The organism is Geothrix oryzisoli, assembly GCF_022808865.1.
GTDB lineage: Bacteria > Acidobacteriota > Holophagae > Holophagales > Holophagaceae > Geothrix > Geothrix oryzisoli.
In genome coordinates, this window is record NZ_JAKZLB010000001.1 from 465,460 (window position 1) to 479,104 (window position 13,645).

A 13,645-nucleotide genomic window follows, 5' to 3' on the forward strand; every position below is an offset into this window, starting at 1 on the left:
TGGTCTGGCCGTCAGGTCCGCAGCTTGTAGACGCGGAGCAGGGCGCTGGCACACAGAAGGAGATAGGGGGCCAGGATGCCCCAGTAGGCGGGCATCTCGGAGGCCCGGGCGGCCCCCCCAAAAAGGGTCTGAAGGCCGAAAAAGACGAGGCCGCTGACCAGCCCGGCCCCGATGGCCTGGCCGCGCCCCCCGCGCGGCCCTGGAAAGGTGTAGGAGAGCATGGCCAGAACGAGCAGGGGTCCTGCCAGCCAGCCCAGAAGGCGGCTCCAGAGCAGGTAGGAACGCTCAGGATCTGGCGCCCACCGCTGCCACTGGGCCAGATCAAGGGTCGAGGCCTCCGCCGCTGAGGGGGCCGTCTGGAGGGCGCGATCCGGGAAGAGATCCTGGGTGGCGGGCCCGGGTACCAGGTGGGATCCCCCCCAGGCCAGGGCCTCCGACCGCTCGGCGCCAGGTTGCCATCGGAGGAGGATCGGGGCTTCCTCCGGGGCCTTCAGGGGGAAGCCCCACCGGGTGTCAGGGGCCAGATGCCACAGGACACCCGTGGAGCCGAGGTACATCCATGGCGAAGTGGAAGAAGACGTTCTGGGACGCTGCAGGATCTGCTGGTACAGGATCCGGGCCTGGGTCCTGGCCAGGGGCGCCAGGCCTGCCTGGAGGAGGAAGGTGGCGATGACCACGACCCCCCAGGCGAAACGGCTGGCCCATATCCACTGGAGCAGGCTGACTCCACCGGCACGGATGGCCAGCCACTCCCGGTTGAGGGCGGCCTCGGACAGGGCGAGCATGCTCCCCAGGAGGAAGGAGATCGGGAATGCAACCTCCAGGAACGGCGGGAGATTCCATACCCAATATTTAACGAAGACAAAGAGATGAATATTGTTTTTCGACAGGTCTCCAGCCAGGTTCGAGAACTCGATCAGGAGATCCAGCGCGAGGAGACTGCCCAGGGTCAGACCCCAGTTGCGCCACCAGGCCAGGGTGGACCAGTGGCTGAAGATGCCCCGACGGGTGCCCTGGCCGTGAATCCAGCGGAGAATGGAGGCTTTGGCCGTCGACCAGCGGTAATGCAGTGGCCCCAGGTGCAGGAAGCGCCCGAGGGGCCGCAACAGGCGAGGCCCGAGACCCTGGTGGGTCCGATGGGGCATCAGCCGCTGGGTGAGGATCAGCCACCCGGCTCCCAGGAAGAGGAAGGGGAGGATAAGGGTTGGATAAATCGATTCAACTTTTCCGCTCAAAATCATGTTTTCGAAATACTTCATCAGCAGATAGTAAACGAGGATCACTCCCAGGCTTTTGATGACGGCCCCACCGCGATAGAACCTGGGGTGACCGAACCCCAGGGCAATGCCCATCAGCAGCAACGCGATGCCGGCCACCGGGAGGGTGAGCCTTCGGCTGAGCTCCAGGGCCGACTGCTGCCGTTGGGCTTCAGGGACCGCCGGGTCCCGGTATATCTGCATCAGGGACCGGGAGGATTCGTACCTCAGGGGAATCGGGGCGAGCAGGCGGGGGCCCGAAGGAATGGCGAACCGCAGGGTCTGCTGCTCCTGCCTCAGGTGGATCACACTGCCGCCTCCAGCTGGCTGGAACAGCACGCCCTGCAGGTCTGACAAGTGCAGCATGATCTCCGCACCGCCGGACGGCGTGTTCTCCAGGGCATAGGTCATCCGGGAGGCCGTCAGGTGCTGGGTACCCTGGGGGGTTGTTTCCATCAGATGGATCTGGCCATTCTCCGCGACCCAGAAGGCCGTGTCCGGGGAACCGGGGGGGTGCCAGGGGGGGCTCCCGGGCCGCAGGAACCTGGCCTTGGCCTCCTCGGACATCTTGTGGCGGAGCGTCTGTTGAAGGCCGGCCGAGACCGGCACCAGGAGGTGCGCGTTGACTGAGGCCAGAAACAGAAGCCCGCAGGCCATGATCAGCCAGGGGGAGGACCAGGTCCGCCGGCCCGCGCCGAGCCCCTGGGCCGCCACCAGCTCCGACCCCTCCATCATCTGCTGCGTTCCCAGGAGGCCGCCAAGCACGGCCGCCATGGGCAGGACCATGGAGAACGTTTCCGGAAGGGACAGCAGGAGCAGGGGGAACATCCAGCGCAGAGGCGCACCCTGCGAAAAGATCTCCCGGGAGATGGCGATCATCTCCCACGACACCAGGAGGAACCCATAGAAGAACAGCGCCCCGAGGAAAGGGGTCGCCCATCGGCGGAGGATGTATCGGGTCAGAATCGAGGGCACCGTGGGTCCAGATTTAACTTTCGATAATGTATATTATGTAACCTTGAATCCAGACCAAGGACTGGGGTCCGAACCTACAACACCTTGGCCGCCAGCAAATCGTGGATATGAATGAGACCGCTGGGCCGGTCCCCCTTCTTCACCATGAGGAAAGTGATCTTCCGGGACTCCATGTCGCCGGCAGCCTCCAGGGCCAGGGCCTCTTCATCGATCATCGCCGGGGAGCGCGTCATCATCTGCTCGGCACGAAGTTCGAGCGGGTTCCGGCCTTCCCGCTCGGCGGACTCCAGGGCCCGGCGGATGTCACCGTCTGTGATGACCCCCAGCAAGGCCGGCCCATCCATGACGCTGGTCATGCCCAGCCGCCCGCCCGTCATGGCCCTCAGGACTTCGGTCAGGGGCGACGACGACAGGACCATCGGCCAGGAAGTGTGCATCAAGCCTTTCACCCTCATGAGTTTCGCCCCGAGACTTCCAGCAGGGTGATTCAGGGCGAAGTGGTCCCGCGTGAAGCCCCGGCGGGTCATGAGACTGGCGGCCAGGAGATCGCCCCAGATGAGCTGGAGGGTGGTGCTGGCCATGGGAGCCAAGTCCAGGGGACACCCTTCGCCCTGGGGAAGCCGATAGGTGAACCGCCATTGGGCGGCCTGCCCGAGGCTGCTCTCGGAACGGGCCGTGATGGCGGCCATCGGAATGCCCAGGCGCACCAGGCTGGGCAACAGCCGGACCAGCTCCTCGCTCTCCCCACTGTTGGAAAGGGCCAGGACGGAATCATCACGGGTCACCATGCCGAGATCGCCATGCAGGGCTTCGGCCGGGTGGAGGAACAGGCTGGGACACCCCGTCGACGCCAGGGTCGCGGCCACCTTCTGGGCCACGAGGCCCGACTTCCCCATGCCGGTGAGCACGACGCGGCCGGGGCGTGCCAGCACCTTGGTGCACCAGTCGTCCACCTGGGCCGGATTCCAGCTGTCGCGCAATTCCTGGAGCGCGGCCTGGGTGGCATCCAACACGTTGCGCCCAGCCTCCGCGTCCCTGGTGACCTGGTTCTCGTCCGTCGTCACGGTGCTGACTCCGATGGGGTGATGCAAAGCGTTCATGCTACCAGCCATTGTCCCGAGCTTCCCCTGCCCCGGCCCCTGCTCGACTCACGGCCCGGGCGTTGAGCCGCGCGAGCCGGAAGCCGGGGACTGTGCCCGCGTTTGCTACACTGGCCCCGGCCCTGTAGCTCAGCGGTCAGAGCTGGCGGCTCATAACCGCTTGGTCGTGGGTTCGAACCCCACCGGGGCCACCATCTGCGCCCATCCCCAGCGGCAAGCCACGCTGGCGATGGGTGCTACACGATCCACTTCCGCAGCTCGCCCTCGGCGAAGGTCAGATGCGCGAGCATGGCCTCGGAAGCGGCCTGGGAGGAGCCCGACCGGATGGCGGCGAGGATCTCGGAGTGCTGGTCGATGATCCGCTGGGGATTCTGGACGTTGTCCTGGTACAGCTGCCGCCGGGCCACCGAATTGGCCTTGGCGAACTCCTCGGAGACGGTCTTGAAGAGCTTGGTCAGCAGGCTGTTGTGGGTGGCCTCCGCCACGGCGTAGTGGAAGGCCGTGTCGAACTCCTCGCCCTTCTCGGAATCATTCAGGTTGAGGCGCTCCCGCATGTTCGCCAGCATGGACTCGATCTGGTCGAGTTCCTCGAAGGTGGCCCGCTGGGCCGCCAGGCTCGCGGTGGCCGTCTCGAAGATCCTCCGCATTTCGAACATGTCGAGGAGCGAGTTGCGCTCGACCGCCAGGAACATGGCGAGGGGCCGGATGATTTCATCCGTCTCCGTGCCCCTGACGAAGGTGCCCTCGCCGGGGCGGATGTCGATGATGCCGAGCATCTCCAGGGTTCGGATGGCCTCCCGCACGGAGGCCCGGCTGACCTGGAACCGCTCGGCCAGATCGCGCTCGGCGAGGAGCTTGTCGCCGGGCTTCAGCTTCCCGTCGGCGATGAGCTGCTTGATCTGCTCGACGATTTCCTCGTAGAGCCGCTTGGTCTTGATCGGTGTGAGATCCATATCCGTTTATCCTAAATTATTAAAAACCATAAAGATGGGAGATGTGATCAAAAACACGGACTCTTGGTTATGGTCTGACCACTAGACCCATTGTAGGCTTCTGCGAGGCTCTTTTCCAAAACTCTACCCCTTCATCCCCTACCCCCATCTGGAGGCTGCATGACCCCCTGGACCCAAGTCTATTCCCCCGTCATGGGGAATATCTTCCTGTCAGCCCTGGTGGCCGCCTTACCGGTCTTCGTGCTGCTGGGCCTGCTCGCCAAGCACGTGAAGGCCCACTACTCGGCCATCCTGGGCCTTGTCACCTGTATGGCGGTCGCCATCCTCGTGTACAAGATGCCCGCGGGCATGGCGGGCATGGCCGCCGTCAATGGTGCGCTCTATGGCCTTGCCCCCATCGGCTGGATCGTGCTGAATGCCATCTTCATCTATGACATCACGGTGAAGTCCGGTGATTTTGAGGTGGTGAAGCACTCCATCGCCGGCCTGGCGGCGGATCGTCGCATCCAGGCTCTGCTGATCGCCTTCAGCTTCGGCGCGTTCATCGAGGGTGCCGCCGGCTTCGGCACGCCCGTGGCGATCTCCGCGGCCATGCTGATCGGCCTCGGCTTCCGTCCCCTCCAGGCCGCCGGCATCGCCCTCATCGGCAACACGGCGCCCGTGGCCTATGGGGCCCTGGGCGCCCCGCTCATCGCCCTCGCCGGCGTGACCGGCCTGCCCCTCGAGATGCTGAGCGCCGCTGCGGGCCGCATCCTCCCCATCTTCTCCCTGATCGTCCCCTTCTGGATCATCTGGACCATGGCCGGGCGCAAGGCGATGCTGGAAATCTGGCCGGCCTGCCTCGTGGCCGGTGGCAGCTTCGCCATCACCCAGTTCCTCGTGAGCAATTTCCACGGCCCCTGGCTGGTGGACATCATCGGCGCCATCGTCTCCATGGTGGCCCTGGTCCTGTTCCTGAAGGTCTGGCAGCCCAAGACCATCTGGCGCTACGAGCACGAGCGTGAGGACGCCCACGAAGTCGCCCCTGACCACAGCACCGGCAAGGTCGTGAAGGCCTGGATGCCCTGGGTGCTCCTGTCCCTGTTCGTGTTCGCCTGGGGCACCCCGCAGGTGAAGACCTTCCTGAACGGCGGCACCAAGGACAAGCCGAACTTCCTTGCCGGCTACACCGTCAAGACCTTTGAGATGCCCCTGCTCCACAACAATGTCCAGAAGGCTCCGCCCGTCGTGGCCAAGGTGAGCAAGGAACCCGCCACCTGGACCCTGAACTGGCTCTCCCTCACGGGCACCAGCCTCCTGCTGGCCGGCATCTGCAGCGGCCTGCTGGTCGGCTTCGGCCCCGTCGAACTGATCAAGATCTTCGGCAAGACCGTCAGTCGCGTGAAGATGTCCCTGCTCACCATCGCCGCCATGCTGGCCCTGGGCTTCACCACCAAGTCCGCAGGCATCGACGCCACCATGGGCCTGGCCTTCGCCAGCACCGGGGCACTCTTCCCCTTCTTCAGCGCCATGCTGGGCTGGCTGGGTGTGGCCCTGACCGGCAGCGACACCTCCTCCAACGTGCTGTTCGGCGGCCTCCAGAAGATCACCGCCCAGCAGCTGGGCCTGAACCCGATCATCACCGCCGCGGCCAACACCACCGGCGGCGTCATGGGCAAGATGATCGACGCCCAGAGCATCGTGGTGGCCTCGGTCGCCACCAACCAGCAGGGTGAGGAGGGCACCATCCTCCGCTATGTGTTCTTCCACAGCCTGGCCCTGGCCGCCATGGTCGGCGTCGTGATCTTCCTCTATGCGAAGGTCCTGCCCGCCAAGATGATGCCCCAGCTGCCCGCGGCCCCCGCTGCGGCCGTGACGGCCCCCGCCCCTGCCACCCCCGCGGCTCCGGTCGCGGTGCCTGCCCCCGCCCCGGCCAAGTAGCCTCGGCGGATTTCTGACGAACGACCTGGGTCCCGCCGACACACCAAGGGTCGGCGGGATCTTTTACCGCCCCGCACCGGGGGGAGGATATTTCTCATGACCACCGCCACTGCGACTTCCCTGCGGGATTCCCTCGTCACCATCCTGGGACCGGACCGTGTCCTGGACCGGCCAGTCGACCTGATCGCCTTTGCCGCCGATGCGAGCTTCTACCGCCTCATCCCCAAGGCCGTGGCCTTCGCGAGCAGCGTCGAGGAAGTCAAATCGCTGTTCCGCCTCAGCCATGAGGCCCAGATCCCCATGACCTTCCGGGCCGCGGGGACCAGCCTCTCCGGCCAGTCGGTCTCGGACGGCATCCTGGTGGAAGTGGCCCGCAACTGGCGCGGCATCCAGGTGCTGGAAGGTGGCGCCAAGGTGAAGGTGCAGCCGGGGGTCATCGGCGCCCATGTGAACCATGCCCTGCGGCCCTACCGGGCCAAGATGGGCCCTGATCCCGCCTCCATCAACACCTGCACGGTGGGCGGCATCCTCTCCAACAACTCCAGCGGCATGTGCTGCGGCGTCACGCAGAACGCCTACCACACGCTGGAATCCCTGACCTTCGTCCTGCCCTCCGGAACCGTGATCGACACGGCGGCCCCCGATGCGGACGAGCGGTTCCGCGCCGCCGAGCCCGCCCTGGCCGAGGGCCTGCTGAAGCTCAAGGCCGAGATCGAGGCGAACCGGCCCCTGGCCGAGCGCATCCGAGCCAAGTACAAGATGAAGAACACGACGGGCTACTCGCTCAACGCCTTCATCGACTTCGACCGGCCTGTGGACATCTTCCGCAACGTGCTCGTGGGCTCCGAAGGCACCCTGGCCTTCATCGCCGAAGCCGTACTGAACACCGTGCCCGACCTGCCCGTGAAGGTAACGGGCTTCCTGATCTTCCCCGACCTGCACGCCGCCTGCGCCGCCATCGTGCCCCTGCGCGACGCCGGCGCCGCGGCCCTGGAGCTGCTGGACCGTGCGTCCCTGCGGTCCGTGGAGAACCAGGCGGGCATCCCCGCCAGCATCAAGAGCCTGCCCGAAGGCGCCGCCGCCCTGCTGGTGGAGTTCCAGGGGCGGGAGGAATCCGCCCGGGCCGAGCTGGAGCGCCTGGCCATGGCCTCCACCGCCGGCATGCAGCTCATGGAACCCGCCCGCTTCACCCACGATCCCGTGGAGCAGGCGCTGCTGTGGAAGATCCGCTCGGGCACCTTCCCCTCCGTGGGCGCCGTCCGCCAGCGAGGTACCACGGTGCTCATCGAGGATGTGGCCTTCCCCGTCGAAAAGCTGGCCGACGCCGCCGTCGATCTGACGAAGCTCTTCGCCAAGCACCGCTACGACGAGGCCATCCTCTTCGGCCACGCCAAGGACGGGAACCTGCACTTCGTCATCACCCAGTCCTTCAACGACCAGGCGGCTGTGGACCGCTATGCCGCCCTCATCGATGATGTGGTGGAACTGGTGGTGAAGAAATACGACGGCGCCCTCAAGGCCGAGCACGGCACGGGCCGCAACATGGCGCCCTTTGTGGAGGCCGAGTGGGGCCCCGAGGCCAAGGGGGTCATGGAGAAGCTCAAGGCCCTGGTCGATCCGCTCCGGCTGCTCAACCCCGGGGTGATCCTGAATGCCGACCCCCACTGCCACCTGTCCGATCTCAAGCCCATGCCCGGCGTGGAGGAGGAAGTCGACAAGTGCATCGAGTGCGGCTACTGCGAGCCCAAGTGCCCCAGCCGCGAGCTCACCCTCACGCCCCGGCAGCGCATCGTCGTGCGCCGCGAGATGGCCCGCCTCGAGGGCAACCGCGAGAACCCCGCCCTGCTCTCCTCGCTGCAGGAGGCCTTCCCCTACATGGCCCTGGACACCTGCGCCACGGATGGTCTCTGCGCCACCGCCTGCCCCGTGGGGATCGACACCGGCCAGCTCACCAAGCGCTTCCGCCGGGCCAGCCACAGCCGCCGCGCCCAGAAAATCGCCCTCTCCGTGGCCCGCAACTTCGCCACGGTGGAGCCGGTCATGCGCCTGGCCCTGCGTAGCGGCCACATCGTCCAGAGCCTCTTCGGCCCCAAGGCCATGCCCTTCATCACCCGGATCATGAAGACCTTCGGCGCCTCGCACCAGTGGAGCCCGGAGATGCCCAAGCCCGCCAAGGCACCGCTGCCCGTGACCACCCTGGACGGCGCCCAGGCCATCTACTTCCCCGCCTGCCTCTCGCGCATGATGGGCCACCTGCCTGGCGAACCCGAGGAGATGAGCCTGGTGGAGGCGCTGGTGAAGGTGTCGGCGCGGGCCGGCTACCCGGTCCACATCCCCTTCGACGTGGAAGGCACCTGCTGCGGCGTGCCCTTCTCCTCCAAGGGCTATGACGAAGCCCACCGCTATACCATCAACCGCACCATCGAGAAGTTCTGGGAGTGGAGCCAGCAGGGCCGCCTGGCCATCGTCATGGACACAAGCCCCTGCACCTACGGCGTGCTCACCAGCCGGGGCTACCTCACCCCCGAGAACCAGGCGAAGTTCGACAAGCTGAAGATCCTCGACAGCACCGCCTTCGCCAACGATGTCCTGCTGCCCCGCCTCCAGGTGACCCGCAAGGTGGGTTCCGTGGTCCTCCACCCGGTCTGCTCCGTCACCAAGATGAACCTCCTGCCCAAGCTGGAGGGCGTCGCCAAGGCCTGCGCCGACAAGGTCGTGGTTCCGCGGGATGCCGGGTGCTGCGGCTTCGCCGGCGACCGGGGCTTCACTCACGCCGAGCTGACCGCCTCCGCCACCAAGCACGAGGCCCGGGAGGTGAAAGCTGAACCCTTCGATGGCTACTTCGCCAGCAGCCGCACCTGCGAGGTCGGCATGACCCGTTCCACGGGCCAGGTCTACCGAAGCTTCCTATACTTGCTCGAGTCCGCGACCCGACCGGAGGTCTCCAAGTGAACGGTACCAAGCCCAAGAAGGTCTACTTCTACGGCACCTGCCTGGTGGACCTGTTCTTCCCGGACGCCGGGATGGCCGGCATCCAGCTCCTGCGCCGGGCCGGCGTGGAGGTGGTCTTCCCCGAGGGCCAGACCTGCTGCGGCCAGCCCGCCTTCAATTGCGGCTACTGGGAGGAGGCCCGGGACGTGGCCCGCACCCAGGTGGCCCTCTTCCCCCAGGACTTGCCCGTGATCCTGCCCTCCGGCAGCTGTGCGGGCATGATGAAGGTCCACTATCCCGAGCTCTTCCATGGACAGCCCGACGAGGCCAAGGTCCGGGCCTTCAGTGCCCGGGTCTATGAGTTGACCCAGTTCCTCGTGGACGTGCTGGACGTGAAGCTGCAGGATCTGGGCGAGCCGGTGAAGGTCACCTGGCACAGCTCCTGTCATGCCGTCCGCGACCTGGGCCTGAAGGGCGAGCCCCAGGCCCTCATCGGCCAACTCGCGAACGTGGAGCTGGCACCCCTCGCCCGGGAATACGAGTGCTGCGGCTTCGGTGGCACCTTCGCCGTGCGCCATCCCGAGATCTCCGGCGCCATGGTCACCGACAAGGTCGCGGACGCCACCGCCACCGGGGCTTCCGTCGTCCTGTCCACGGACGGCGGCTGCCTGATGAACGTGAACGGCGCCCTGGAAGCCAAGCGCAGCAAGCTCAAGGTCCAGCACATCGCCGAATTCCTCTGGGAGCGCACCCGTGCACGCTGAAAAAGAGATCCACTTCCGCGATGCCGCCGCCAAGGCCCTGCTGGATCCCCAGCTCCGCGCCAACTTCCGCCGCGCCATGGACGGCCTCATCACCAAGCGCAAGGCCCAGTTCCCCGATCCGCGGGATCTCCAGGATCTACGCGACCTGAGCACGGCCATCCGCTCCCGCAGCCTGCTCTGCCTGCCGGAGCTGTTGGAACAGCTGGAGGCCAGCTGCACCAAGAACGGCATCAAGGTCCACTGGGCCGAGACCTGCGAACAGGCGAACCAGCTGATCCTGGGCATCCTCCAGGCCAAGGGCGCCAAGACCCTGGTCAAGGGCAAGAGCATGGTCTCCGAGGAGATGCACCTCAACGCCTTCCTCGAATCCAAGGGCATCGAGGCCCTGGAGTCCGACCTGGGCGAGTACATCATCCAGCTGGATGGCGAGACGCCGAGCCACATCATCATGCCGGCCATCCACAAGAACAAAGACCAGATCGCCCGGCAGTTCAGCCAGAAGATCAAGGACGCGAAGTACACCGAGGATGTGGACGAGCTCACGGCCATGGCCCGCAAGGTGCTGCGCCAGAAGTTCCTCGATGCCGATGCCGGCCTGTCCGGCGTGAACTTCGCCGTGGCCGAGACCGGGACCCTGTGCCTGGTGGAGAACGAAGGCAACGGCCGCATGAGCACCCATGTGCCGCCCGTCCACATCGCCGTCATGGGCCTCGAGAAGGTCGTGGCGCAGCTGGAGGATGTGGCTCCCCTCTACGCCATCCTCACGCGCTCCGCCACGGGCCAGGCGGTGAGCACCTACTTCAACCTCATCACGGGCCCCCGCGGCGCCGGCGAGAAGGACGGCCCGCAGGAAGTCCACCTCGTCATCCTCGACAACGGCCGTTCGCGGATCTACGCCGATCCCCAGCTGCGCGCCACCCTGCGCTGCATCCGCTGCGGCGCCTGCATGAACCACTGCCCCGTATACACCCGCGTGGGTGGCCACGCCTACGAGGCCATCTATCCGGGCCCCATCGGCAAGATCCTCACCCCGCAGATGGAGGGCGTCGGCGTCCGCCACGACCTCATCCACGGCTCCAGCCTCTGCGGCGCCTGCGGGGAAGTGTGCCCCGTGGAGATCCCCATCCCCGAGATCCTGGTGCGCCTGCGCCGGGAGGCCACCCACGACGACATGGCTTCGACCGTGGCCGGCAAGGGCACGGGCCGCACCGCCACCGAGGACTGGGCCTGGCGCCTCTGGGCCGGTGTGACGAAGCGCCCCGCCCTCTACCGCGTCGCGACCTGGTTCGCCACGCGCTTCGGGAAGGCCCTGCCCGCCAGCGCCCCCCTGATCAAGAACTGGACCCAGTCCCGCACCAAACCTGTTCCGGCCCGCCGTTCGCTGAGCGAGCGCATGCGCGCCGAGGGAGCCAGCCATGAGTAGCCCGAACTCGTCCGCTGCGGAGTCCCGCACCGCCATCCTCGGCCGCCTCCGCGCCGCCGGGGAATCCGGCCCCCTGCCCCCCCTCGATACGGCGGTCCTCGAGCGCCGCCAGTGGCCCGCCGTGGAGCGCGCCACCCGGCTGCGCAAAGGCATGGAGGCCGTCCACACGGAATTCCTCGAAGCCACGCCCGCCGACTGGCCCGCCGTGGTCCGTGCCTTCTGCGAGCGCGAGGGCCTGAGGAACCTGCTGTACGGCCCCACCAGCGAAGCCGGCGCGGCCCTGGCCGCCGCCTGGGCGCCCGGCGGGCCGCAGCTGAAGCCCTACGACCGCCCGGTGGAAGCGTTCAAGCAGGAGCTGTTCGGGGACATCGATGCGGGCTTCACCGGCACCGTGGGCGGAGTCGCCGAGACCGGCGGCCTGCTGCTGCTGCCCGGCCCCGCCGAGCCCCGCCTCATGTCGCTGGTGCCGCCCGTCCACATTGCCCTGCTGCGCGCCTCCACCATCCAGGACAGCTTCTGGTCCGCCGTGAAGGCCCTCGGCTGGGGCCGCGCCCTGCCCCCCAACGCCCTGATGATCTCCGGCCCCAGCAAGACCGCCGACATCGAGCAGACCCTCGCCTACGGCGTCCACGGTCCCAAGCGCCTCATCGTGGTGCTCGTGGATGATCTGAAGTAGACGGAGACCCGCGCCGCCGCTACACTGTTCCCTTCGGCTGGGTAGCTCAGGTGGTTAGAGCGAGGGTCTCATAATCCCTAGGTCGGCAGTTCGAGTCTGCCTCCAGCCACCACCAACCGGAAAGCCCCGACACCACTAGGTTTCGGGGCTTTCTTCTGCCAGATCGCGTTCAACACTTACGAGCGATACCGGGAGCCGAAAAACCCCCGTCGTGCACAAACGGTAAATCCCCACGCAAAATTTTTTAGCGTGTTTCAGGAATGCCCCCTCCTGGAGAGGGGAGGTTCCGGGTGGTACGCTGTGCTCCCCTTCCAGGCCCGCAGCCGCGGAGGAGGGGGCATGTTCACGCGCAGGCAGAGGAAGCCGCCGAAGGGTGGGCACCGGTCGAGCCTGGTCCGGCTGATGGACGAGGCCAAGGCCGCCCTCGAGGCTCATGGAACCGTCCGGATGGAGGCGAAACGCTGGCTGGCCGCGGCAGATCTCCACCTCACCTTGCAGCGATGCTGCCGTGCGGTCGGCCCGGAGGAGACGCCAGTGTGGCTGGTGGAACACCTCGTCGCCGAGTTTGGCTGGGTTCCCCGCTGGGAGGACGAGGGCCTGGTGCTGGACCTCCCGGGGTGGAAGGCACCTGCCCCGCGGATCGTGGCGGTGCAGCCAGGGCTGTTCGACTAGGCCACAGGCAGAATCAACTCCGGCCGGTCCACCCTGGCATTCCCCACGGCCGCGCCCACCTCGTGGGCTTCGATCCAGCCATCCGGACAGGGCCTCAGCAGGGCCTGCAGGTCGGCGGGGCTGGTGGCAGGATCGAGCCAGGCCTCCGCCGCTTCGTCGCCGAGGATGGCCGGCATGCGGTGGTGCAGCTCGGCCATGGCGCGGTTGGCCTCGGTGGTGATGACTGCGAAGGCCTCGACCGGGCCCTCAGGCGTCTTCTGGGCCTCGCCCAGGCCGGCGAACCACCAATGCTCCGATCCGTCCAGGCAGCCGGCCGGGTGGATGTAGTAGGGGCGCTTGCGGCCGGCGAGGGTGGCCCACTCGTAGAAGCCCGAAGCTGGCACCAGCAGGCGGCCGGACTTGAAGGCTCGGCGGAAGGTGGGCTTCTGAGCCGCGGTCTCCGCCATGGCGTTGATGAGTGGCCGAGTGGCCCAGGGCGGCGCCATGCCCCAGACCCGCTCCGAGAAGACCCACACCCCGCCCTCCTGGTGGATCGTCACGGCCTGCTGGGTGGGCGCCAGGTTGTACCTGTCGACGTAGGTGGTCACCAGATCTCGAACGGTCCGGCCCTTGCCCTCGAGGGCCGCCAGCTTCTTCAGGGCGATGGCCACCATTCGTCCGCACATGGGAAGCATGATGCCCGGAATCCACAGCCGCGGTGCAGAACTCGGCCGCCTCGCTGTTCACTTTCTGGAGGCGGCCGGGTTATCGGAATGCACGAAGGTCAGTGCGGAGGCCTCAGAGCTTGGCGGCGATCTTGTCCAGGCGCTCCAGGACCAAGGCCATGGTCAGAATCCCACACGCTCCCATGATCGACACGGTTGCGAGAAGCCCTGAGCCTCTGCCCAGTGTGGCATCCATGAACTGATAGAGCCCGGCGAGGCCCATCAGAATGGCGATGATGATCAGGGCGACCTTCATACTTCCTCCCTTGGT

The 13,645-nt window shown here is 66.8% G+C and carries 11 protein-coding genes and 2 tRNA genes; 8 read left to right on the plus strand and 5 right to left on the minus strand.

The features are described from left to right. Window positions 1-11: 11 nt before the first annotated feature. Together MLE43_RS02090 and MLE43_RS02095 are read right to left on the minus strand one after the other, a co-directional pair. The gene (locus MLE43_RS02090; protein WP_243301241.1) at window positions 12-2,231 is read right to left on the minus strand and encodes an LptF/LptG family permease; all 2,220 of its coding nucleotides are present in this window, start codon (window positions 2,229-2,231) and stop codon (window positions 12-14) included. Window positions 2,232-2,305: 74 nt separating this feature from the next. Further along, window positions 2,306-3,331 carry a KpsF/GutQ family sugar-phosphate isomerase gene (locus tag MLE43_RS02095; RefSeq protein WP_243301242.1) on the minus strand — a complete coding sequence of 342 codons (1,026 nt, stop codon included), beginning with the start codon at window positions 3,329-3,331 and terminating at the stop codon, window positions 2,306-2,308. A gap of 118 nt (window positions 3,332-3,449) precedes the next feature. Between MLE43_RS02095 and MLE43_RS02100 the strand changes: the two genes are divergently transcribed. Further along, window positions 3,450-3,525 (plus strand) — tRNA-Ile (locus MLE43_RS02100). Between the two features lie 42 nt (window positions 3,526-3,567). Here MLE43_RS02100 and MLE43_RS02105 read toward each other — a convergent pair. Next, the gene (locus tag MLE43_RS02105) at window positions 3,568-4,284 is read right to left on the minus strand and encodes a FadR/GntR family transcriptional regulator (RefSeq protein ID WP_243301243.1); all 717 of its coding nucleotides are present in this window, start codon (window positions 4,282-4,284) and stop codon (window positions 3,568-3,570) included. A 159-nt stretch (window positions 4,285-4,443) separates the two neighbouring features. Here MLE43_RS02105 and MLE43_RS02110 point away from each other — a divergent pair, with 159 nt between their 5' ends. The 7 genes from MLE43_RS02110 to MLE43_RS02140 all read left to right on the plus strand — a co-directional run bounded on the left by MLE43_RS02110 (window position 4,444) and on the right by MLE43_RS02140 (window position 12,670). Continuing rightward, window positions 4,444-6,204, plus strand: a complete 1,761-nt coding sequence (locus MLE43_RS02110) for an L-lactate permease (RefSeq protein ID WP_243301244.1) — start codon at window positions 4,444-4,446, stop codon at window positions 6,202-6,204. A 96-nt stretch (window positions 6,205-6,300) separates the two neighbouring features. Continuing rightward, window positions 6,301-9,156, plus strand: a complete 2,856-nt coding sequence (locus MLE43_RS02115) for an FAD-binding and (Fe-S)-binding domain-containing protein (RefSeq protein ID WP_243301245.1) — start codon at window positions 6,301-6,303, stop codon at window positions 9,154-9,156. Beyond that, complete coding sequence (locus MLE43_RS02120; RefSeq protein WP_243301246.1) at window positions 9,153-9,899, plus strand: (Fe-S)-binding protein; 747 nt, start codon at window positions 9,153-9,155, stop codon at window positions 9,897-9,899. Before MLE43_RS02115 ends, MLE43_RS02120 begins: the two co-directional genes overlap by 4 nt. Beyond that, window positions 9,889-11,322 (plus strand): LutB/LldF family L-lactate oxidation iron-sulfur protein, encoded by a 1,434-nt coding sequence (locus MLE43_RS02125; protein WP_243301250.1) that lies wholly within the window; start codon window positions 9,889-9,891, stop codon window positions 11,320-11,322. The genes MLE43_RS02120 and MLE43_RS02125 overlap by 11 nt, the downstream gene beginning before the upstream one ends. Next, entirely contained in the window at window positions 11,315-11,998 is a 684-nt protein-coding gene (locus MLE43_RS02130; RefSeq protein WP_243301255.1) for a LutC/YkgG family protein, read from the plus strand. The genes MLE43_RS02125 and MLE43_RS02130 overlap by 8 nt, the downstream gene beginning before the upstream one ends. A gap of 35 nt (window positions 11,999-12,033) precedes the next feature. After that, window positions 12,034-12,110, plus strand: a tRNA-Met gene (locus tag MLE43_RS02135). 227 nt (window positions 12,111-12,337) lie between these two features. Next, window positions 12,338-12,670 carry a hypothetical protein gene (locus MLE43_RS02140; RefSeq protein WP_243301257.1) on the plus strand — a complete coding sequence of 111 codons (333 nt, stop codon included), beginning with the start codon at window positions 12,338-12,340 and terminating at the stop codon, window positions 12,668-12,670. On the opposite strand, the gene MLE43_RS02145 is transcribed toward MLE43_RS02140, so the two are convergent. Continuing rightward, a complete protein-coding gene (locus MLE43_RS02145; protein WP_338029044.1) occupies window positions 12,667-13,344 on the minus strand; it encodes an SOS response-associated peptidase in 678 nt (225 codons plus the stop codon). The genes MLE43_RS02140 and MLE43_RS02145 overlap by 4 nt on opposite strands. Window positions 13,345-13,447: 103 nt before the next feature. Continuing rightward, a complete protein-coding gene (locus tag MLE43_RS02150; RefSeq protein WP_243301262.1) occupies window positions 13,448-13,630 on the minus strand; it encodes a hypothetical protein in 183 nt (60 codons plus the stop codon). Window positions 13,631-13,645: the final 15 nt, after the last annotated feature.